30 protein-coding genes and 1 pseudogene are annotated in these 17,801 nt (G+C 61.3%); 5 read left to right on the forward strand and 26 right to left on the reverse strand.

The features are described 5' to 3' along the window. Positions 1-513: hypothetical protein (locus tag RM530_RS05625; RefSeq protein WP_311364236.1), on the reverse strand; the 513-nt coding region annotated here is incomplete at its 3' end. Between RM530_RS05625 and RM530_RS05630 the strand changes: the two genes are divergently transcribed. Continuing rightward, the gene (locus RM530_RS05630) at positions 512-829 is read left to right on the forward strand and encodes a hypothetical protein (protein ID WP_311364237.1); all 318 of its coding nucleotides are present in this window, start codon (positions 512-514) and stop codon (positions 827-829) included. The genes RM530_RS05625 and RM530_RS05630 overlap by 2 nt on opposite strands. Here RM530_RS05630 and RM530_RS05635 read toward each other — a convergent pair. The 21 genes and pseudogenes from RM530_RS05635 to RM530_RS05730 all read right to left on the reverse strand — a co-directional run bounded on the left by RM530_RS05635 (position 771) and on the right by RM530_RS05730 (position 15,033). Further along, a complete protein-coding gene (locus tag RM530_RS05635; protein WP_311364238.1) occupies positions 771-1,301 on the reverse strand; it encodes a hypothetical protein in 531 nt (176 codons plus the stop codon). The two genes, RM530_RS05630 and RM530_RS05635, sit on opposite strands and share 59 nt — an antisense overlap. Beyond that, complete coding sequence (locus RM530_RS05640) at positions 1,285-1,773, reverse strand: hypothetical protein (protein WP_311364239.1); 489 nt, start codon at positions 1,771-1,773, stop codon at positions 1,285-1,287. The genes RM530_RS05635 and RM530_RS05640 overlap by 17 nt, the downstream gene beginning before the upstream one ends. A 2-nt stretch (positions 1,774-1,775) precedes the next feature. Further along, a complete protein-coding gene (locus RM530_RS05645; protein WP_311364240.1) occupies positions 1,776-2,228 on the reverse strand; it encodes a hypothetical protein in 453 nt (150 codons plus the stop codon). Between the two features lie 86 nt (positions 2,229-2,314). Then, positions 2,315-2,566: a hypothetical protein gene (locus tag RM530_RS05650; RefSeq protein ID WP_311364241.1), complete on the reverse strand. Its 252-nt coding sequence runs from the start codon at positions 2,564-2,566 to the stop codon at positions 2,315-2,317. After that, positions 2,563-3,114 carry a hypothetical protein gene (locus RM530_RS05655; protein ID WP_311364242.1) on the reverse strand — a complete coding sequence of 184 codons (552 nt, stop codon included), beginning with the start codon at positions 3,112-3,114 and terminating at the stop codon, positions 2,563-2,565. Before RM530_RS05655 ends, RM530_RS05650 begins: the two co-directional genes overlap by 4 nt. Positions 3,115-3,117: 3 nt before the next feature. Continuing rightward, positions 3,118-3,225: pseudogene (locus tag RM530_RS18950) on the reverse strand (helix-turn-helix domain-containing protein); the annotation flags it as partial. Further along, entirely contained in the window at positions 3,179-3,430 is a 252-nt protein-coding gene (locus RM530_RS05660; RefSeq protein ID WP_311364243.1) for a hypothetical protein, read from the reverse strand. The gene RM530_RS05660 and the pseudogene RM530_RS18950, both read right to left, overlap by 47 nt. Beyond that, a complete protein-coding gene (locus RM530_RS05665; protein ID WP_311364244.1) occupies positions 3,427-3,717 on the reverse strand; it encodes a hypothetical protein in 291 nt (96 codons plus the stop codon). Before RM530_RS05665 ends, RM530_RS05660 begins: the two co-directional genes overlap by 4 nt. 1,346 nt (positions 3,718-5,063) lie before the next feature. After that, complete coding sequence (locus RM530_RS05670; RefSeq protein ID WP_311364245.1) at positions 5,064-5,321, reverse strand: hypothetical protein; 258 nt, start codon at positions 5,319-5,321, stop codon at positions 5,064-5,066. 108 nt (positions 5,322-5,429) lie between these two features. Continuing rightward, positions 5,430-5,786 carry an addiction module antidote protein gene (locus tag RM530_RS05675; RefSeq protein ID WP_311364246.1) on the reverse strand — a complete coding sequence of 119 codons (357 nt, stop codon included), beginning with the start codon at positions 5,784-5,786 and terminating at the stop codon, positions 5,430-5,432. After that, positions 5,752-6,078 carry a type II toxin-antitoxin system RelE/ParE family toxin gene (locus tag RM530_RS05680; protein WP_311364247.1) on the reverse strand — a complete coding sequence of 109 codons (327 nt, stop codon included), beginning with the start codon at positions 6,076-6,078 and terminating at the stop codon, positions 5,752-5,754. Before RM530_RS05680 ends, RM530_RS05675 begins: the two co-directional genes overlap by 35 nt. A 6-nt stretch (positions 6,079-6,084) precedes the next feature. Further along, complete coding sequence (locus RM530_RS05685) at positions 6,085-6,312, reverse strand: hypothetical protein (RefSeq protein ID WP_311364248.1); 228 nt, start codon at positions 6,310-6,312, stop codon at positions 6,085-6,087. A gap of 18 nt (positions 6,313-6,330) precedes the next feature. Then, positions 6,331-7,710: a tyrosine-type recombinase/integrase gene (locus tag RM530_RS05690; protein ID WP_311364249.1), complete on the reverse strand. Its 1,380-nt coding sequence runs from the start codon at positions 7,708-7,710 to the stop codon at positions 6,331-6,333. Positions 7,711-8,050: 340 nt separating this feature from the next. Next, positions 8,051-8,263: a hypothetical protein gene (locus RM530_RS05695; RefSeq protein ID WP_311364250.1), complete on the reverse strand. Its 213-nt coding sequence runs from the start codon at positions 8,261-8,263 to the stop codon at positions 8,051-8,053. A 110-nt stretch (positions 8,264-8,373) separates the two neighbouring features. Next, entirely contained in the window at positions 8,374-8,808 is a 435-nt protein-coding gene (locus tag RM530_RS05700; RefSeq protein ID WP_311364251.1) for a hypothetical protein, read from the reverse strand. 572 nt (positions 8,809-9,380) lie between these two features. Beyond that, positions 9,381-9,998, reverse strand: coding sequence for a dephospho-CoA kinase (coaE, locus tag RM530_RS05705; RefSeq protein WP_311364252.1), 618 nt, complete (start codon positions 9,996-9,998; stop codon positions 9,381-9,383). Between the two features lie 7 nt (positions 9,999-10,005). After that, a complete protein-coding gene (locus RM530_RS05710) occupies positions 10,006-10,857 on the reverse strand; it encodes a prepilin peptidase (RefSeq protein ID WP_311364253.1) in 852 nt (283 codons plus the stop codon). After that, the gene (locus RM530_RS05715; RefSeq protein WP_311364254.1) at positions 10,857-12,074 is read right to left on the reverse strand and encodes a type II secretion system F family protein; all 1,218 of its coding nucleotides are present in this window, start codon (positions 12,072-12,074) and stop codon (positions 10,857-10,859) included. The genes RM530_RS05710 and RM530_RS05715 overlap by 1 nt, the downstream gene beginning before the upstream one ends. A gap of 82 nt (positions 12,075-12,156) precedes the next feature. Further along, positions 12,157-13,890, reverse strand: a complete 1,734-nt coding sequence (gene pilB / locus RM530_RS05720; RefSeq protein WP_311364255.1) for a type IV-A pilus assembly ATPase PilB — start codon at positions 13,888-13,890, stop codon at positions 12,157-12,159. A gap of 523 nt (positions 13,891-14,413) precedes the next feature. Continuing rightward, entirely contained in the window at positions 14,414-14,800 is a 387-nt protein-coding gene (locus tag RM530_RS05725) for a type II toxin-antitoxin system VapC family toxin (protein ID WP_311364256.1), read from the reverse strand. Beyond that, positions 14,797-15,033, reverse strand: coding sequence for a type II toxin-antitoxin system Phd/YefM family antitoxin (locus RM530_RS05730; protein WP_311364257.1), 237 nt, complete (start codon positions 15,031-15,033; stop codon positions 14,797-14,799). Before RM530_RS05730 ends, RM530_RS05725 begins: the two co-directional genes overlap by 4 nt. Positions 15,034-15,214: 181 nt before the next feature. Between RM530_RS05730 and RM530_RS05735 the strand changes: the two genes are divergently transcribed. After that, positions 15,215-15,457 carry a type II toxin-antitoxin system Phd/YefM family antitoxin gene (locus RM530_RS05735; protein WP_311364258.1) on the forward strand — a complete coding sequence of 81 codons (243 nt, stop codon included), beginning with the start codon at positions 15,215-15,217 and terminating at the stop codon, positions 15,455-15,457. Beyond that, positions 15,454-15,717, forward strand: a complete 264-nt coding sequence (locus tag RM530_RS05740; RefSeq protein ID WP_311364259.1) for a Txe/YoeB family addiction module toxin — start codon at positions 15,454-15,456, stop codon at positions 15,715-15,717. The genes RM530_RS05735 and RM530_RS05740 overlap by 4 nt, the downstream gene beginning before the upstream one ends. A 64-nt stretch (positions 15,718-15,781) precedes the next feature. On the opposite strand, the gene RM530_RS05745 is transcribed toward RM530_RS05740, so the two are convergent. From RM530_RS05745 to RM530_RS05760, 4 genes are all read right to left on the reverse strand, one after another. After that, complete coding sequence (locus tag RM530_RS05745) at positions 15,782-16,012, reverse strand: hypothetical protein (RefSeq protein WP_311364260.1); 231 nt, start codon at positions 16,010-16,012, stop codon at positions 15,782-15,784. A 119-nt stretch (positions 16,013-16,131) separates the two neighbouring features. Beyond that, on the reverse strand, positions 16,132-16,341 hold the full coding sequence (locus tag RM530_RS05750; RefSeq protein WP_311364261.1) for a hypothetical protein: 210 nt from the start codon (positions 16,339-16,341) through the stop codon (positions 16,132-16,134). A 160-nt stretch (positions 16,342-16,501) separates the two neighbouring features. Beyond that, positions 16,502-16,690, reverse strand: coding sequence for a DUF2283 domain-containing protein (locus RM530_RS05755; RefSeq protein ID WP_311364262.1), 189 nt, complete (start codon positions 16,688-16,690; stop codon positions 16,502-16,504). A 4-nt stretch (positions 16,691-16,694) separates the two neighbouring features. Then, positions 16,695-16,940: a hypothetical protein gene (locus RM530_RS05760; RefSeq protein ID WP_311364263.1), complete on the reverse strand. Its 246-nt coding sequence runs from the start codon at positions 16,938-16,940 to the stop codon at positions 16,695-16,697. 99 nt (positions 16,941-17,039) lie between these two features. On the opposite strand from RM530_RS05760, the gene RM530_RS05765 reads away from it, so the two are divergent. Together RM530_RS05765 and RM530_RS05770 are read left to right on the forward strand one after the other, a co-directional pair. Further along, positions 17,040-17,267 carry a DUF6364 family protein gene (locus RM530_RS05765; RefSeq protein ID WP_311364264.1) on the forward strand — a complete coding sequence of 76 codons (228 nt, stop codon included), beginning with the start codon at positions 17,040-17,042 and terminating at the stop codon, positions 17,265-17,267. Then, a complete protein-coding gene (locus tag RM530_RS05770; RefSeq protein ID WP_311364265.1) occupies positions 17,260-17,670 on the forward strand; it encodes a PIN domain-containing protein in 411 nt (136 codons plus the stop codon). Before RM530_RS05765 ends, RM530_RS05770 begins: the two co-directional genes overlap by 8 nt. Positions 17,671-17,801: the final 131 nt, after the last annotated feature.

The following is a 17,801-nucleotide window of genomic DNA, read 5'->3' on the forward strand; positions in this document are numbered from 1 at the left end:
ATCCACTGCCTGCTTGATCGCATAGCCGATCGGCGCAAAGGCGGCGGCGGACGTGAGCAGCTCGCCCTTGGCGGAGACGACTGCATCCTTCCAACCGTTGGTCCGCCGCTCAAGCTCGATCAGGCCTTGCTGCAGCTTGAGGTTGGCCTGGGCCAGTTCGGTGCTGGTCAGCTTGCCGCTGGATTTCAGCGTGTCATAGGCGGCACGCAGGCTCTTGGCTTCGCCTTCGAGTTTGGCGTGCGGCAGCAACTGCAGCGTATCGCGTGCCTTGGCGATATCGCGCAGGCCGCGATAGCTTTCGACCAGCTCTGCCACACGAGGGTCGAGTTGTTCGACGGAGACCCGGTTGGCGTCGAGATCGGACGCGATCTGCCGAATGGCGCCGATGTCCGCCTTGTCGTTCAGACCCTTGAGGGTCTTCTCGAACTCGGCCTCGAAACGGTTAAGATTGGATTCCGCGTCGGACAGGTCTGCGCCGACGCGCACTTCCGCATCAGTGGTTCGATTCGCCATGCGTAATCCGAAGAGAGAAAGTCGCTACCGCGCCGCCTGGCCGCTCTGGCTGGCATGTGCGTACGTGCTGGGGATGGTGCTGCTCGGCGACCAGGCAGATGCAGGCGCAGGTCGACTCGTCAATCTTGTGCTGCTGGTCGGCCTCGCCGCGATGCTGATGTTCGTCGGCGGGATCGTCGCCGCGGCCTTCGCCGGTGCTGCAGCGAGCGGGCTGCGCCAGCTACGAGGATCACCGGCCGAGGCAGCGGCGCGGTCCATTACTCGTCCTCAAGTACCGCAAGCAGCGCTTCGGGATCCGCGTCGGGCCGGCGGCTGATCACGATTCCGGCTTGCTCCGCGGCGATGATTAAGCGCTCCTCGGCGATCTCGATCTTGCGGCGCTCTGCATCAAGTGCGGCCTCCTGCCGCTGGCGATCATTGACCGTGAGCGCGAAGCTGTCGGACTTGTACAACCGCTCAACTTCATCGCGCAGCTTCGTTCGAATCGATTCCGGATCGAGCCAAGCAGCGAGCTGCAGCGGGTCGTTTCGAAACTTGTCCCCAAGTTCCGGGTTGGCGAGCGCCGGATACGTAAACTTGTGCAGCAGCGAGTCGGCGTTCGCACGGCTCACCAGGCTATCGACATAGTCGTCGATGCGTAGGAAGGCCTCGTCCTTCGAGCAATGTGCGTCGGCGATCTTGCCGTGCTCGGCCGCAATCTCGACGAGCCGCCGTCGGTGCCGATTGATGGCGTCGTGAAAATCGCGCGACGCGTTCGGTGCGGCTGAAACCTTAGATGAGATCTTCACGGGTCAGCACTCCTGATTCGATGAGGTGGCTTTTGAGCTTTGTGCAGACGGATCGAGCGGAGTTCGCTTCCGGAGACACGCGTTCGAGCTCGGCCTGCAGAACGTCCATTCGACGCCGAATAATCTGGATGCTCCGCTGTACGGCAGCCCGCCCAGCGGCATGCTTATCGGTCAGGCGTTGCTTCTCCCGTGCGATTTGCGCGTCGTATTCGCCTTTGCGGACGCCGGCCATCTGCCATCCGAAGTGCTTCGGATATTCGATCATCGACCGGACCGAATCGAAGTTCGGCTTCTCGCTTAACTCGGCGAGTGCTTCTTCCGCTTTGCGCAGCTCGATCCGGTAGTGGTTGAGGTCTTCGTGGATCTCTCGGACTGCAGCGTTGATCGAACTTGCGCGCAGGTCGAGCTGCAGGTACTTGTCGAATGCGGCGATCACGCGCGGCGACAGTTCGGCTGTCTTCTGGGCTTCCATGACTACCTCTTGGCGTAGACGTTCTTCGGATCGAGCCGCGCGCGCCGCTGGCGCACGCCCATCTCGTCGCGCGACTGCGGCAGGGTGGTGCTCAGCTCGGGACCGTGGTCGGCCACCGCTTCCTCAAGTTCATGGCGGACCTGCTCAATGTGCGTCTCGTGGATGACGTAGCGGGGCGCGGCGTCGCCGAGCTGGGCGGCGACGCAAAGGTCAGCGACGGCACGCGCGTGCTCGATTCGGTGCGCCACCGTTGCGGCCCGGACGCCGGCCTCGGGCGCCAGCAGCGCCAGGATGAGATCGGGCTTGAGGCCGGCCGCATCGATCGCCTGGATGATGATCGTCCGCTCGGTCTTGTCGAGCTGGCTCGCCGTTGCCTCGCTCTGTGGGGACGGCTTGCCGAACACCTTCTTGAACTTGCCGAATGCCGAGGAGAATCTGAGAGTTGGTCTGGTCATGACGTTGGGCTGTTGGAGGGCTCCAGCATCCCCTTGGAGGCGCTTCGTCACCAGTCCCGTTTAGGCCCGTTTAGGCCCGTTTAGGCTCAGCTTGCATGCTCGCCGTAGTAAATCCACCGAAGCAGATCGTCGATGGAATAGTGGACTCGGCCGCCAACATCGAACCAGCGAGGACCGGTCCCTTCCACCCGCCAAGCCTTCAGGCGGGAATAGCTTCGGCCGACGAGCTCGGCGGCGTCATGCGCGCTGACGCGTCCGTCGGGCGTGACCTTGATACTCCGTTCCCCAAGGTCGCGGATCGTGCGCTCGGCAAGGCGCTCGTACTCTTCGTCGGTCATCGCTCGTACTTGCCGACGCTCAGCGCCGACTCTGGTTCACGCGGCATTCCAACGCCATGCTCGCGTGCGGCCTGCATTCCTGCTGTCGTCAGAAGATACTCGCCGGTCTGCTTGTCGATGTACCAGAGGCCCAACCATCCACGCTCGACGTAGTTCTTGAACGTCGCTCGCCAGTCGCGGTAACGCTTCGGGCTGTCTCTGAACCTCCCGTAGAATACGAGCCAAGCGAGATGAAGGAACTCCACGGAAAGGTTGATGCGAGACGCATAACGGAACACCGCGTGATCGGCCGGCATTGCGTCTTCACCGTTATCTATGCAGCGTTGCTCGAACTCAGAGAATGTGACTTCTGATTTTTTCGCTCGAGTCTCTCTTGGGTTCAGTTCTGGGTTCTTTAAGGGTTTGGGTGAACGTCGTTCGGGGGTTGGGTGAACGTCGTTCGGAGGTTTGAGCGTATAGCTGGGTGACGTTCCGGGCCGGTAATCGCGCTTAAGTAAGCCGTCTGAAACGAGCGCCTTGATCTGTTTTTGGACTCCCCGATCCGTCATGCCACACATGGTCGTGAGAGTTGACACCGAAGGATCACATCGTCCGGATTGGTCGTTCTGGCAGTCAGCCAATGCCAGAAGCACAATTTTTCTTGCGTGGGGTAGTTCCATGCGCCAGCCCCAGACCACCACCGCTGCGGGCCTGCACCTGGCGCAGTATCCGCTCGCGCTCGGCCCGGGTGGCCTCACGTTCCAGCATCTCGACGGCGACCAGGACGGCCGCGGCTGTGCCGGAATTTGGCACGGTTGCCGTTACCGCATCTCGGACGCGCTGGCGGGCCTGGTCGACTCCGTTGGGCGCGCGGACGGCGATCATGCTTGCGCCCTCTCTGAGGGCGTACGGCGCGAGCGCGCTGCCGTCATGCGATCCAGGTACTCCAGGCGCCACGAGCGCATCATGTACAGGCGGCTATTGCGTCGAATCGGCTCAGGGATTTCGCCGCGAGCAATCATCGCGTAACCGGTATTCGGGGATCGGACGCCGATCTCGCGGAGCCAGACGCGGAAGGGTTCCATCACATCATCGGTCATGCACTTGTCCTCGTTCAGCGCGGCCAGTTGCCGCTTGATCTGGGATGCGCGTCTTTGACGCGCTATCAGCAAGTGCAATGTCGACGATCTAGGGTCCTACACGAAATGACACTTTGATCCGCAAATTTGTCATGGAGCGACTCGATTGACTTGGCGCGGAACGAGTGGCGGATGTAAGTCGAAGGCTGCGCTTGCAGTAACCGCGACCCAGGAGCGACATGGTCTGCCGAACAGCTTTCGACATTCGTCTGTCAAGTATTTAACAAAGAAGTTCACAACTGCGCGGTTGTTGTAGTCCCTGCCAAGCTCAATATTGCCCGGGTTTGTCCATGCGTGATCTCGCTCAGATATCCTTGCAGTAAGCTCCGCAACGAGCTCGTCCAACGTCGCGCGGAATACGTCGAGGTTGGGCGCCTCACGACGCCAGTAGACGAAGATGGGATCGAGGCGCGGCCGACTATATAGCGCTCGCTGTAGCCGCTCTGCGGCATCCAGCGCCGCGCTGGCATGTGTGGTCCGTGGTCCACGAAGCCCTACGATCGCCGACCGAAAGAACTCCGTGGTCGACGCCTCATGCGGATACGCGATTTTGCTTGCGTGGTCTTTGATGCTATTCCAGACGGGGCGCATATTCTCATCACGCAGTAGCCGCTGGGCCCTGATCAACAGCGTCTTTTTCGTCTCGCTGCCCGCGGACTGCTGCTTCAAGAAGAAGCTGCAGCATTCGGGCGGCGCCCAGTCTGGAAATGGCCTTGTCTTCATTGTTTCGAAGTAGCGCCCCGCCGCGGTGGACGGGGCGCAAGCTTCACCTTGAGCCTCTGGCTCGTTTGAGCACGTCGAGTTCGACCCCGAAACGGGTAGCTGCATGCGCGAGGTCTTCCTCTGTTGCTGTCGGCCGAACGCAAAGCAGCTCTGGCCCGTCGAACCATTGCTCAAGCCAGCAGGGGCCAGAGACGGCCTCCATTACAAGGCGGGGGTCGTTCGGCGTGGTGATGACTATCAGCTCTCGGTGCACAGTGCGTCCCCCACGATCTCGTAGTAGATTCTTGCGCCGACACTATCTACTCGGCGCCGGTGTTGGCTGACTCCTAACTCTGCTATCAGCTGATTTCGCGCAGATGCAGCGGTCGGATCATCTGCCCTCAGTCTCTCTTCGTAGACCGCAAACGAGTTCTCCAGCCAACGCTGACGCGTCGGCGATATCCGCTGGGTTCCAGGGACTCCGCATAGGCCATTCGCTTTGTCAAAGTGCCAGCACGCAAGCAGAACCGCGTCGTGTGTGGACATGTCGCCAGCCCAAGTGGAAAGCAGTGCGGCCACTTCGTCAGCATCAATTGTGGCCATTGCCGTTCCCCGCCACGCTGAAGAGCTCCGTCCGGGCCGCTTGGATGTCCTTTCGCGCGACATCGACGTCGGAGTCAGCCATGGTTTCCCTCCTTCGCTTCGAGCAACGCGTTCCGGGCCTCCAGGATCCTATGGACAGCCACGTCGACATCGTTCGCGATCGTTTCGGCTAGATAACAGCCGTGGTCTGCGACCTTCTTGATATCGTTGACGTCGTTCATGACCCTGATGGCGCTGAAAATTCCGCTCACCGCGATGGCGAACGGGTAGCAGTGGCATTCCAAATCGTCCGCCGCTTCCTGCATCAAATGGTTAACATCGGTTGTAGCCATGATGACCTCCTATTTAGGTCGTTTTGGTCAGGCGGGCCGGGTGCGACAACACTCGGCTCCGCCGTTTGCCCTACTCATCCCCGCAAGGCTTGGGGTCCAACAATCAGTTCATGCGCCGGCCGCCGCCTTCTTCGCCCGGCTTGGTGTTGCGCGCTTCCGCCGGGGTATCGGAGCCACGGCCAGGCGCAGCCCGAACGCCGAGAGAATCGCGGCCAGCGTGTCCAGCCGTGGGTTTCCCTTCTCCGATAGCGTGCGGTACAGCGTTTCGCGGCTCAGGCCGGTCATCTTTGCCAGCTCGGACATTCCGATCACGTCGGCGGCGGCTCGCAGCGCCGGCGGTAGCACGCGGTGGTCGCCGTCGTGCAGTGCTTCGGCGAGAAAGCCGGGTACGTCTTCCGCCTGCAGATAGTTCGCCGCACGGAACTCTGTGCTAGCGGCGTGCTTGGTAGTCGTTCCAGTAGTCATGAGCGTTCTTGATGTCCTGAGCTTGAGTGCGCTTGTCGCCGCCGCAGAGCAGTAGCACCAGCGTTTCGCCGTCCTGTCCGCAATAGACGCGGTAGCCGGGGCCGTGGTCGATGCGAAGCTCGAACACTCCGGCACCGACCGGCTTCCAGTCGCCGCGGTTGCCGGCCTGCATGCGGACAATCCGCGCGGTAACGCGCTGGCGGGCGCTGCGGTCGCGTAGTCGGCGCATCCAATCGGCGAACGGGCTTTTGCCCTCGGCCGTCTGGTATTCGCTGACTTTGACAATCGACATTGTAGCTTAAAGGCTACCATCGCGGTGTTCTCTGCGCGCCTGTTCTGCGGCCTTTGTGCGTAGCGCCGATTTCAGCCGCTCGGCTTCGCGCGTCAGCTTCTTTGCCTCGGTGCCGGCGGCGCGAGACAGGCCACGGCGCCAGAGGTCGCGCTTGTCGTAGGCGTCGCGATTCAGAATCGCAAGGTGATGGAACTGGTCGGCAATCGGCAGCTTTAGAAAGTCTCGGGTGGTCATGGTCGTAGTCTCCGGGGCCTAGCCGGCGGCGTCCGCTGGCCGGTTGTGCAGGGTGACGACATTGCCGCCGCTGGGGCGCGTCAGAAGTTCCAGGCGTTCGCCAAGCTGGCGGAATGCCTCCGCCCGCTCTGGTAGTAATTCCTGTCGTTGATACGTGCGCGTCACCAGCTTCGCATCGACGTGATTCAAGCAGCGATCGATGACGTCGGGACGGATGCCCAAGTCGCCCATCATCGTTGCGCCGGTGCGTCGCAGGTCGTGCGCCCGCCACTCGCCACCGGGAAGCTTCAATGTGCCGGTTTTCGCGCTTCTCCGGCTCATGGGGGCATCATCGCGCTGGCGGTCGCTGAACTGCTTCTGGAATGTCTTGGGGCAGACATGAATGCTGGTGAAACGGGCAGGGAACACCCACACGCTCGATTCTGCGGGTGCCCCCTCGTGTTCCCGCCTGATCCGTCGTTCAAGCATTGTTGTGAAGTGTTCGACGGCAAACTCGGAAAGGTGAATCAGGTGCGGTCGGCCGTTCTTCGAGTTCTCTGCCGGGATTCGCCACGTCCGTGCGTCGAGGTCCACATCAGGCCATCGGGCGCGCGACAGTTCGCCGACGCGGGCACAGGTGGACAACATGATCCACAGCGCCGCTGTGGCCGGCCTAGACAGCCCGGATTCGGGGAGGGCGGCGGCGAGTGCGCGAATCTCGGCGAGTGAGAGCACGCGCTCGCGCTCGACCTCTTTGCCGCCCACGTCTTTCTTCTCGATTCGCGAGGTCGGATCACCCTCGACTATTTCGCGCACGAGTGCCCAGCCGAACATCTGGCGAACGTCTTTCAGGGTCCGATTGGCCAGGCGATTCGCCCCACGTCTCCGGATGCTGTCCAGAACCATCATCACGTCGCGCCGTTTGACCTCAGCGGCGAAGCGGTCCCCCAGCATCGGCAACAGGTCTTTGCGAAGGGCACGAAGTGATTCTTCACCCTTGTCCTTGCGTTTCGAAAGCTCGTCTTCGGCCCAAAGCTCCAGCAGTTTGCTTACTGTCGGCCGCGCTGCATTCTCGGCGGCTTTCGCCTTGGCGGCCGCGAGGTCTGCTTGTGCTTCAATTTTTGCCAGTTCTCGCGCGTCAGCCGGGTCTACGCCTTTCGCGATTTGCTCGCGGTATTCATAGGCGACTTGCCTCGCTGAGCCGAGATCGCGTGCAGGGTAAGGGCCAAGCCCCAATTTGCGGCGGCGGCCTTCGAACATGTAGATGAACAGCCAGTCTTTCCCGCCGTTCGGCCGGACGCGGAGAAACAGATTGCCGCCGTCGCTCAGCAGCAATTCGGATTGTTCAGCCGTTGCATTGCGCAGCTGAAGGTCCTTCAGCTTGCCTTGCAGTGTTCCCCCAGCTGTTCCCCTAGCCATTGCTGAGCGCTTCCTGTTCTACCCGTAGCTTGCATGTTCGGTGGTCGCATGACCGCCGCCTGTTCCCCCTGTGCAAATCGCCTGGGGGAACATCAGGGGAACACTTTGCGCTGATTGTTGCTGACCGTCAATAGCGATCAGAACGGATGAAAGTGCAGTAATAGCAATGGTATTTTGGTATTCTCTGATCTGTGTTGATCGCTATTGATGTCAGAAAAACCTTCCTGGGGGGCAGGGGGTAGCAGGTTCGAATCCTGTCGCCCCGACCACTACAAACAGTTCAAAGAAAAAGGCCATCCGAGTAAGGATGGCCTTTTCTCTGGCTGAGGCGCCGTGGTGATCAGCGTCGCTGGCGAGTAGTCGTTCGCGCCGGCAGGCACAGTGGCGCCTCCCGGAACAGGCGACCCAGCGACAGGAAGTCTTCACTGTCGCCGACCTGGCGTCCTCTGAACGAATCACTCACGGTCTCACGCGCGCCATCGGACAGGCGCTGGACCATCGCCTTGATGCCTGTCCCCAGGCGTACCCACTCGGTCTTGTTCTGCAGATTCATGTCCCGCTCCTCGCTTGCCGGTTGAATGATGATCGCGACCATCATCGCGCGAGCAAACTGCTCGGCGGCTGAACAATGCCGTAACGGCTCCGCGGCTTGTCCGGCGAGGCTCAGGGAAGCGGCTGCAGCGCCGGGTCGAGGTAGGGCACCTGGACGTTGGCGAGCCCGCCACGCATGGCCTCGCGTGCCGACGCCGGCATCGCGTCCAGATCGGCGCGCCGGTACGGGCGTCCGGAGCAATCGCGATCGTACTCGGCCTTGACCTGATTGAGGGCCTGGATGTCCCTGCGCACCGTGGCGATGTCGGCGTTGAACGCGACGACCGTGTGGTCGTGTTGGCGGCGGGCGGCCGTCAGTTCGGGCGAAGCCCCGTCCCCGATGGCCTCGGAACCGGCGAGCAGCGTGCGGCGCCGGCTCGCCAGCATGTCCAGGCGCTGATGCAGTTCGCCGGAGCCGAGCTGCAGTTGTTGCGCCTTGTTGGCGCAGGCGGCCAGGGCCTTGGCGTCGAGACGGTCCTGCGCCAACGCCTGATGATTCATAGACATTGCGAGGACTGTGCCTGCGGCGATTGCGAGCATCCGTGCATGCATGGCCTTGTTCCTGAGTTGCCGGGGGCGCCACAGTGTGGCCGATTCGGGTGCCGGCGTGAACTCGGCCGCCCTGGTTCAGCCGAGGCGGCCGCGCATCCGTTCGCGGCCGATCAGGCCCGGCGCCGCGAGTGACGGCCTGGCCGCACTTGAGCCTCGCCCGGATAGACGCTGGACTGCATCAGCCGCAGGCGCAGTGACGCGCCGGTCTGGAACTGCGGTGCGTCGTGATGATGGTGAGGCCGCTCGACCGTCAGACTCTGTCCGGTGTCCGCAAGCCGGACCTGGGCTCGGGCAACGGGACCGGTGCGTATCGGCTTTCTCGAAAGTGTCCGTGCTCGGGGCAGAACCCTGACGGCCATGCCGCCAAGCGACACCCCGCGGAATGAATCGCCTGCGGCATGGCCGTTGCCCTCAGCCACCGCTCGCATTCGCGAGCGGTCCGCCCCTCTCCCGCAAGCGGGCGAGGATCGGTCGGCATCACGCCGTGCGTGATTCACGTTAATGGACAATCTTTGCCGTATCGGTTTCTACCGCCCAGGCTGCTGGGGCGAAGCCGCCATCGCGAGATAGCGCGCGTGCAGGGCTTCGACTTCGGGCAGCAGAGATGCGATCGCGCCGTCGTTGATCAGCACGTCATCGGCAATCGCCAGTCGCGCTTCGCGCGAAGCCTGGGCGGCGATCATTCGCCTGGCGAGGTTTTCGTCAATGCCGTCGCGCTGAATCAGCCGTTGCAACTGCACTTCTGCTGGCGTGTCCACAACCAGAACACGATCGATCATCGGGTTCTTGCCGCCCTCGGCGAGCAGCGGAATCGAGATCATGCAGTAGGGCACGGTGACAGCATCCTTCCAGGCCCGCATCGCGTCCCGGATTTCGGGATGGGTGATGCTTTCCAGGCGGCGTCGCGCGGCCTCGTCGCTGAATACGAGTTTGCGTAGCGCGGCACGGTTCAGTTGGCCATCGATCTCAAGGATTTCCGGCCCGAAGGCTTCCCGGATTTGTGCGAGCGCCGGAGTGCCGACAGCCACCACGTCTCGCGCGACCTGGTCGGCATCCAGCACGGGAACGCCGAGCGCGCGGAACTGGTGCTCCACGGTAGATTTTCCACTGGCGATGCCGCCGGTCAGTCCAATGCAGAGTGTCATATTCGGTCTAGGGCATGACCGGCATCAGAATGTTCCCGAACAACAGCATCACCAGGCCGGCGCCGGCGATGTAGGGGCCGAAGGCGATCGGAATGTTGCGATCGTGGCGTTTGAAGACCATCAAGGCGATGCCGACGAGCGCGCCGACCACGGAGGACAACAGGATCAAACTGGGCAGCGCGGTCCAGCCAAACCAGGCGCCAAGGGCGCCAAGCAGCTTGAAGTCGCCGTAGCCCATTCCTTCCTTGCCGGTGACGAGACGAAAGGCGTGGAATACCAGCCAAAGCAAGAGGTAGCCGGCGGCGGCGCCGATCACGGCTTCGGACAGCGGGACATAGGTTTCACCCACGTTGAGCAGCAGACCCAGCCAGAGCAGCGGCAGTGTCATGCCATCCGGCAGCAGCTGGGTGCGCCAGTCGATCACCGCCAGTGCGAGCAGGCTCCAGGCCAGGATCAAGGCGCCGAGCAGCGGCAGGCCCCATCCGAACGTCCAGGCGCATCCGGCGGCGAGCAGGCCGGCAGCCAGTTCCACCAGCGGATACTGAATCGAAATGGACGTGCCGCATTTCGCGCAGCGGCCTCGCAACAGCAGCCAACTCACAACCGGAATGTTCTGCCAGGCGCGGATTCTGGCGCCGCAGCCGGGGCAGGACGAGGCTGGGTGCATCAGCGAGATCGGATCGGCTTTGGTCGGTGCGAGCCCGAGAATGGCGCTGGCTTCCTGTTTCCAGCCGGCTTCCATCATGCGCGGCAGGCGCAGGATCACCACGTTCAGAAAGCTGCCGACGAGCAGCCCCAGAATTGCACAGGCGGCCAGCAACAGAGCCGGGCTGTTGCTCAGTAGTTCGATCAGGGCCACTAGATCGCTTGGCCCAGTTTGAAGATCGGCAGATACATGGCGACGACGAGGCCACCCACCAGCACGCCGAGGATCGACATGATCAAGGGCTCCAGCAGGCTGGACAGCGAATCGACCAGCGAATCGACCTCGGCTTCATAGTATTCGGCCACCTTGGCGCACATTGCATCCAGCGAGCCGGATTCTTCGCCGATGCCCACCATCTGCACGGCCATCGGCGGAAACAGACCGGTCTGTTGCATGGACCAGTTCAGCTGTGTACCGGACGAAATCTGATCGCGCACCTGGCGGATTGCCTGTTCGAACACGATATTGCCGGAGGCCCGGCCGACCGAATCCATGGCTTCGACCAGTGGAACGCCGGCCGCGAACATGGTCGAAAGCGTGCGGTGATAGCGCGCGACCGCGGACTTGTAGAGGATCGTGCCGATGATCGGCAGGCGCAGAGACAGGCGGTCCAGAAAATTACGCATCTTGCGCGAGCGTTTCTTGAAATAGAAAAACGCCATGAACGCGATGCCGATGCCGACCACCATGTAGACACCGTAGGCCTGCACGAATTCGGACAGCCCCACCACGAACTGCGTGAATGCCGGCAGGTCCGCGCCGAAGCCCTGGAACAGGCTCTGGAACTGCGGCACGACGAAGTACAGAAGAATGCCGGTGACGACGAAGGCGACGACGATCACAGCCGCCGGATAGGTCAAGGCCTTCTTGACCTTCTTCTTGATCGCCTCGGTCTTCTCCTTGTAGAGGGCTACCTTGTCGAGCAGGGTTTCCAGCGTGCCGGATTTCTCGCCCGCGTCCACCAGATTGACGAACAGGTCATCGAAGTAGACCGGATGCTTGGCGAGGCTTTCAGCGAATGAGTTGCCGCTTTCGATACCCCCTTTGATGTCGAGAATCAGCTCGCCCATGCTCGGGTTTTCGTGGCCGCGCCCGACGATCTCCAGCGCCTGCACCAGCGGCAGACCGGCCGCCATCATCGTGGCCATCTGGCGCGCGAAAATCGCAATATCCTGCGGAGTGATCGCCTTCTTGCGCTTGCCGAACAAGGCCAGCTGCTTGCGCACCCGGATTGGATTGATGCCCTGCTTGCGCAACTGAAGCTTGACGAGGTTCTCGTTCGCCGCCTGCGTCTTGCCCTTGACGCGCTCGCCCTTGCGGTCCGTGCCTTCCCAGGCGAATTCATGTTCTTTGACTGCCGCTGTCGCCATCAGTAAAGGCCCCCGCCGTCACTCAGGAATTCGATCATTCAGTCGCTGTTCCGATACGCGTCTGCACCCGGCTTGAAGGCGCTCAATCCACGGTTACGCGGTTGGCTTCCTTGAGGTCCATGATACCCGCGCAAACCTTGCGAAGCGCGGACTTGCGCAGATCGGCCACGCCTTCCTTGTCGGCTTGGTCGGCAATCTCGATGGCATTGCCGCCTTCCATGATGATGCGGCCGATGGCCTCGGTCACCGGCATGACTTGGTAGATGCCCATGCGGCCCTTGTAACCGTCCGTGCACTGGTCGCAGCCCACGGCTTCAAACAGTGTAAAACCGGGAGCCCGAATCTGTTCCTCGCTCAGGCCTTCACGCAGCAACTCCGCTTCCGGAATCTGTGCGGGCCGGCGGCACACATTGCAGAGTTTGCGCGCCAGGCGCTGCGCGATGATCAATGTGACCGAAGAAGCAATGTTGTAGGCCGGCACGCCCATGTTGAGCAGGCGCGTCAGCGTCTGCGGCGCGTCATTGGTGTGCAGCGTCGACAGCACCAAGTGACCCGTCTGCGCCGCCTTGATGGCAATCTCCGCCGTTTCCAGATCACGAATTTCGCCGACCATGATCACGTCCGGATCCTGGCGCAGGAACGATCTCAAAGCCGCTGCGAACGTCAGGCCCACCTTGGGGTTCACATTGACCTGATTGATGCCGGGCAGATTGATTTCGGCCGGGTCCTCGGCCGTGGAAATATTGCAGTTCTCCGTGTTGAGAATGTTCAGGCCGGTATACAGCGACACCGTCTTGCCAGAACCCGTGGGGCCGGTCACCAGAATCATGCCTTGCGGGCGCTCCAGCGCCTTGAGGTACAAGGCTTTCTGCTCGGGTTCGTAGCCGAGTACGTCGATGCCCAGCATCGCGCTGCTGGCATCGAGGATACGCATCACGATTTTCTCGCCCCACAGCGTGGGGCAGGTGCTCAGGCGAAAATCGATGGACTTGTTGGCCGAGAGCTTGAGCTTGATGCGCCCGTCCTGCGGGATGCGACGCTCCGCCAGGTCCAGGCGCGACAGGACCTTCAGGCGTGCCGCCAGCCGCCCGCCCATCTGCACCGGCGGATTTGCCACTTCCTTGAGCTGTCCATCGATGCGGTATCGAATCCGGTACTTCCTTTCATAAGGCTCGAAATGGATGTCCGAGGCGCCGCGATTGATCGCATCGATCAACACCTTGTTGACGTAGCGGATGATCGGCGCTTCTTCCGAATCCGCGCGCGTAACCTCGTCTTCCTTGCGATCTTCGGTGCCTTCCGAAATATCCAGCGATTCCAGATCGGAATCGCCCATATCCATGGACGCCGCCTCGGCGGCGTTGACCGCCACGTCCAGCGCCTTGCCGAGCTTGTCGTCCTCCACCACCACGGCTTCGGTCTGCAAGCCGGTCGCGAACTTGATCTCGTCCAGCGCGGACAGGTTGGTCGGATCCGCCACCGCCAGGAACAGGCGCTTGCCGCGCTTGAACAGCGGGAGCGCACGATGGCGGCGAACCAGTTTTTCGCCGACTTCGTTGACCAGATCCTGATCGATCCGCAACACGGACAAATCCGCCAGCGGTGCGCCGAACTCCTGGCTGCCGCGCCAGGCGATGTCCGAAGCCTTGACCCGCTTCTGTTCGACCAAAAGGGAGACGAAAGGCGTGTTCGCTTTCAGCGCCTTCTGATGAAGATCCTTCGCGGCGTCCTCGGTGAGCAGCTTGTCCGCCACCAAACGCCGCGCAAGGCCGCCCATGTGGCTGCCGCCGCCGATGCTTTGTGGATTGATCGCCATGTGAAGTCTGCAATGCCCCCTGTGCCGAGACTGCGAAAAGCTACGCGAATCGGAGGCGTTCGGCTATGGCCCCGGTCCGCGAGCCCACATGCTGCCGCATCGCAAGGATGCGCTGCTAACGGCCATGCCGCGAGCGCCACCCCGCAGAATGAATCTGCTGCGGCACGGCCGTTGCCCTCACCCGCAAGCGGGCGAGGGCAGGTCGGCCCGCCGACATTTGACTGAATCGGATGCACGCTCTTTTGCACAGCCTTTTACGCCGGAACGCGCCAGAGCCTTGGACCAGGACGCCGATTTGGCCGAGTGCGTGGAAGCGTTCGTGAGTCGATTCGTGCCGCTGCAAGCCCGGACGAAGTCCGGGGAGACGGGGGGCAAGACGGCAGGTGCCAGAATAAGAAACACCGCCCGGAGGCGGTGTTTGCAGTACGGGCGATCAGGCCGGCGGGGTAACCGTCACGACGTGAGGGGCCGTGGTTTTGCTGTGGCGTATGCGGCAGAAAATAAAGCTGCCCTCTTGTTCGGACTACCAGAACGTCCGGATTCCGAACTGCGCCAAAGCCGGATCGCGTGTCACCAGCGTCAACGCCTCCAACTCGCTTTGGGCAGCAAGGAGGCGGTCAAATGGGTCGCGGTGTGGTGCGGCATAGCCGCCAGCCTTGAGGCAATGAAAATGCGTGATCGGCAGATGCTGAAAGCCGTCGGCGGCCACCAGCTCGTCAAAACGGCTGACAGCCTCGGCCGCTTCATCCAGTTTGCCCAAGCGGTGCTTCACCGCGATCTCCAGCGCACAGACCGCACTCACGTATATGGGACGTGTTTCGTCCGCAATGACGTCGCGGACCTTGGCGGGCAATCGCGGATCGTCGGTGAACCACCACAGCAAAGCATGTGTGTCCAACAACAAACTCACGTTTCCGGTTCCCAGGCCTTGAGTTCCTCGTCCGGGAGAGGATCAAAGAAAGCATCGCCCACTTTCCCGGCCAGCCTGCCGGGCCGGCGCTTTCCGTCGGGTGGCGCCAGCGGCACGAGTCGGGCGTAAGGCTTGCCTGCCTTGGCCAGAATGATCTCTTGCCCGGCATGTGCCTGCTCCAGCAAACGCGAGAACTGCGTTTTGGCCTGATGGACATTGACGATCACCGCCATGGTTGACCTCCGAGCGGACTAAGTCATGGGGCTTGACTATAGCACCGGGTCCGGGCGGTGGCGGCTGACAGGGAACTGAAAATAAATCCGTCCCCTTTTTCCTTTTTTCTTTTTCCTTTGCTTGACTTGCACTTTCGTACGCAAAAGCGTACGTTATATTCTGAATTCTTGGGAGCTTGAGATGAGCACGCTTACCGCCAGCGAAGCCCGTGCGAACCTCTACCGGCTGATCGACGAAGCAGCCGTTTCGCATGAGCCGGTCCACATCACGGGCAAGCGCAACAATGCCGTGCTGCTGTCCGAATCGGATTGGAAGGCGGTTCAGGAAACCCTATATCTGCTCGGCGTCCCCGGTATGCGCGAATCCATTCAGGAAGGAATGGCGACACCCCTCGATGAATGTGATCGAGAGTTGGACTGGTGACGTGGCAGCTGGCCTACACCAAGCAGGCCAGGAAGGACGCCAGGAAGCTCACCTCTTCCGGGCTCAAGCAGAAAGCCCGGGGGCTGCTCGACATCCTTGCCGAGGACCCGTTCAGGAATCCGCCCAGCTACGAGCAGCTCGTGGGTGATCTGTCGGGCACCTACTCGCGGCGCATCAACATTCAGCATCGTCTCGTCTACCAAGTCCTTGAAGAGGAGGGGGGCGTGAAGGTGCTGAGAATGTGGACGCACTACGAATGACCGGCATCAAGCGCAAGGAACAAGACCTGACCCCGTAGGTTATGACCCCCGTAGGTTATGTAGGCTAACCGACCGTTTCCGTTCGACTTTTCAAGACGCGGACATCAGCCTGAACCTGGTCGATACGGCCGGAGAGCGCCGCGTAGTCAGTGTGGAGTTCGCCTACTGTGGCCTCCACGCGCCCGAGACGGTGCTCGACGTTGGTAAAACCCTGCAGCATCTCTTTCTTGAGATCAGCGATTTCATTGCGCATTGCGCGCAAATGCTCCAGGACGATGTTTGCTTGATCTGTCATCGGAAGGACTCATTCGCTTCGAGTATAGGCCAACACCCGTTCAGGTGTCTCAAGCCTCATTCGGCATGGTCCCGGAGCGGGGAGGCGTGAAAATAAATCTGTCCCCGTCCCCATTTTTCCTACTCAGTATCGACCAGGTCCAGCCGACGCTCAATGCGCTCGACGCGCTCGTCGATACGATCGATTCGGCGACTCATAGAGGCGTACTGCTCTTCGAGATGCCCAACCCGTACGCGCAACTCCGACACCGTCGCATCCGTCCGGTCCACAACCGAACGAATGTACCTGAGGTGTTCCAGCACCAAGTTTGGTGTTTCGACCTTGCTCATGTTGAAATCCTAGCAGATGCCACTCGGCGACGTGGCATCAGGCTGGCGCGCCCAGACACTGATTGATACAGAAAAAAGAAAGGCCGCACGCGGCGGCCTTTCCAGATGTTGCGGTGTTGCGGGGGAATCGGGGTCTGTCCCCTTTTCCTTCTTTTCCTTTCTATGCAGCGACCCTTTCAAGCGGCAGGCTGCCGTTTGCGCGGGCACCCAACACGACCACTTCCACCACCGTGCCGTCCGCCGCAAAGCTGATATGGGTATTCCAGTCTTGGGAGACCTCGCGAACGATGGGCTTGTCCGTCATATGCAGGACGAGAATATCGTCGTCCTCATGATAGGTGATCTTCATGAATTCACTCCGCTTGAAAACGGTGCATCACAGTCTTGATGACCAGAGCGTCCTGGATTGCCGCCGCAGCGCACAATTGATTGTCTTCGCGCCCATGGTAATGCCGGAACAGCCAGAGGTGGCTATCGTCCTTGTAGCGCGCAATCCCGGTTTCGATCAAATCGAGAAGCAGCGCTTCGTTCGTCCAGAAAATAAATCTGTCCCCTTTTCTGTCTTTTCTGTCCTTGCCGGTCTCCCGGCGCACCCCCATCGATTTGATTGATTTGTGATTTGAGTTGCGACCCCCAGGGTTCGCACGTATTGTGTGCACACATAATCCGCGCTTGGTACCTGCATCCCGGAGCAGACGATGAATATCACGTTATCCATTGACGAGCGCATTGCCGAGCAGGCACGCAGAACGGCGCAGAACATGGGCAAGAGCCTGAACCAGGTCGTGCGCGACTATCTTGAGCAGTTGGCGGGCATTGAAGCACTTGAGGCGCAGGTGCAGGCCTTCGAGCGTTCCGCCCAACAGACACCCGGCCGACTCGACGGCTGGCGCTTTGACCGCGAGGACGCCAACGCCCGTGCGTAGCTTCATCGACACCAACGTCCTGGTTTACGCGGACGCAGGCGACGAGCCGGCCAAACAGCAGCGCGCACTGAGCCTGATTGCAGCGGCTCGTTTGAGCGGCCAGGGCGTGGTGTCCACCCAAGTGTTGCAGGAGTTCGCGAACGTGGCACTGCGCAAGCTGCGCCTGCCGCCCGGACTGGTAAGAGAGCGCCTGCGGTTTTACGCCGGGTTTGAAGTGGTACCCGTCACCGCAGAACTGATCGAAGCGGCGGTAGACCTGCATGTCTCGCATCAACTGGCTTACTACGACGCGCTGATCCTGTGCGCCGCGATTGCCGCTGGCTGTGGGCAGCTATGGAGCGAGGATATGCAGGACGGATTGCGTCTCCGGGGCTTGCAGATCGCCAATCCGTTTGCCTCGTGAAGTAGAAGGAGGCGGCCTTTGCTCGTGCAATTGCTGCAATTGCAAATCCCTGCCTTCGGACTCAATTGCCTGAATCAAAATCAAATCAATAGCGTCAGACGATTGATTTTCTCATTGATTTTTTGATTTTA

This window comes from Banduia mediterranea, from assembly GCF_031846245.1.
Classification (GTDB): domain Bacteria; phylum Pseudomonadota; class Gammaproteobacteria; order Nevskiales; family Nevskiaceae; genus Banduia; species Banduia mediterranea.

Bases quoted from the DNA above. Each gene is read 5' to 3' on its own strand.
- RM530_RS05630 (WP_311364237.1), top strand. From the start codon at position 512: ATGCGTAATCCGAAGAGAGAAAGTCGCTACCGCGCCGCCTGGCCGCTC.
- RM530_RS05640 (WP_311364239.1), bottom strand. From the start codon at position 1,773: ATGGAAGCCCAGAAGACAGCCGAACTGTCGCCGCGCGTGATCGCCGCA.
- RM530_RS05645 (WP_311364240.1), bottom strand. From the start codon at position 2,228: ATGACCAGACCAACTCTCAGATTCTCCTCGGCATTCGGCAAGTTCAAG.
- RM530_RS05650 (WP_311364241.1), bottom strand. From the start codon at position 2,566: ATGACCGACGAAGAGTACGAGCGCCTTGCCGAGCGCACGATCCGCGAC.
- RM530_RS05655 (WP_311364242.1), bottom strand. From the start codon at position 3,114: ATGACGGATCGGGGAGTCCAAAAACAGATCAAGGCGCTCGTTTCAGAC.
- RM530_RS05660 (WP_311364243.1), bottom strand. From the start codon at position 3,430: ATGATCGCCGTCCGCGCGCCCAACGGAGTCGACCAGGCCCGCCAGCGC.
- RM530_RS05670 (WP_311364245.1), bottom strand. From the start codon at position 5,321: ATGGCTACAACCGATGTTAACCATTTGATGCAGGAAGCGGCGGACGAT.
- RM530_RS05675 (WP_311364246.1), bottom strand. From the start codon at position 5,786: ATGACTACTGGAACGACTACCAAGCACGCCGCTAGCACAGAGTTCCGT.
- RM530_RS05680 (WP_311364247.1), bottom strand. From the start codon at position 6,078: ATGTCGATTGTCAAAGTCAGCGAATACCAGACGGCCGAGGGCAAAAGC.
- RM530_RS05685 (WP_311364248.1), bottom strand. From the start codon at position 6,312: ATGACCACCCGAGACTTTCTAAAGCTGCCGATTGCCGACCAGTTCCAT.
- RM530_RS05690 (WP_311364249.1), bottom strand. From the start codon at position 7,710: ATGGCTAGGGGAACAGCTGGGGGAACACTGCAAGGCAAGCTGAAGGAC.
- RM530_RS05695 (WP_311364250.1), bottom strand. From the start codon at position 8,263: ATGAATCTGCAGAACAAGACCGAGTGGGTACGCCTGGGGACAGGCATC.
- RM530_RS05700 (WP_311364251.1), bottom strand. From the start codon at position 8,808: ATGTCTATGAATCATCAGGCGTTGGCGCAGGACCGTCTCGACGCCAAG.
- coaE (WP_311364252.1), bottom strand. From the start codon at position 9,998: ATGACACTCTGCATTGGACTGACCGGCGGCATCGCCAGTGGAAAATCT.
- RM530_RS05715 (WP_311364254.1), bottom strand. From the start codon at position 12,074: ATGGCGACAGCGGCAGTCAAAGAACATGAATTCGCCTGGGAAGGCACG.
- pilB (WP_311364255.1), bottom strand. From the start codon at position 13,890: ATGGCGATCAATCCACAAAGCATCGGCGGCGGCAGCCACATGGGCGGC.
- RM530_RS05730 (WP_311364257.1), bottom strand. From the start codon at position 15,033: ATGGCGGTGATCGTCAATGTCCATCAGGCCAAAACGCAGTTCTCGCGT.
- RM530_RS05735 (WP_311364258.1), top strand. From the start codon at position 15,215: ATGAGCACGCTTACCGCCAGCGAAGCCCGTGCGAACCTCTACCGGCTG.
- RM530_RS05745 (WP_311364260.1), bottom strand. From the start codon at position 16,012: ATGACAGATCAAGCAAACATCGTCCTGGAGCATTTGCGCGCAATGCGC.
- RM530_RS05750 (WP_311364261.1), bottom strand. From the start codon at position 16,341: ATGAGCAAGGTCGAAACACCAAACTTGGTGCTGGAACACCTCAGGTAC.
- RM530_RS05755 (WP_311364262.1), bottom strand. From the start codon at position 16,690: ATGAAGATCACCTATCATGAGGACGACGATATTCTCGTCCTGCATATG.
- RM530_RS05760 (WP_311364263.1), bottom strand. From the start codon at position 16,940: ATGGGGGTGCGCCGGGAGACCGGCAAGGACAGAAAAGACAGAAAAGGG.
- RM530_RS05765 (WP_311364264.1), top strand. From the start codon at position 17,040: ATGAATATCACGTTATCCATTGACGAGCGCATTGCCGAGCAGGCACGC.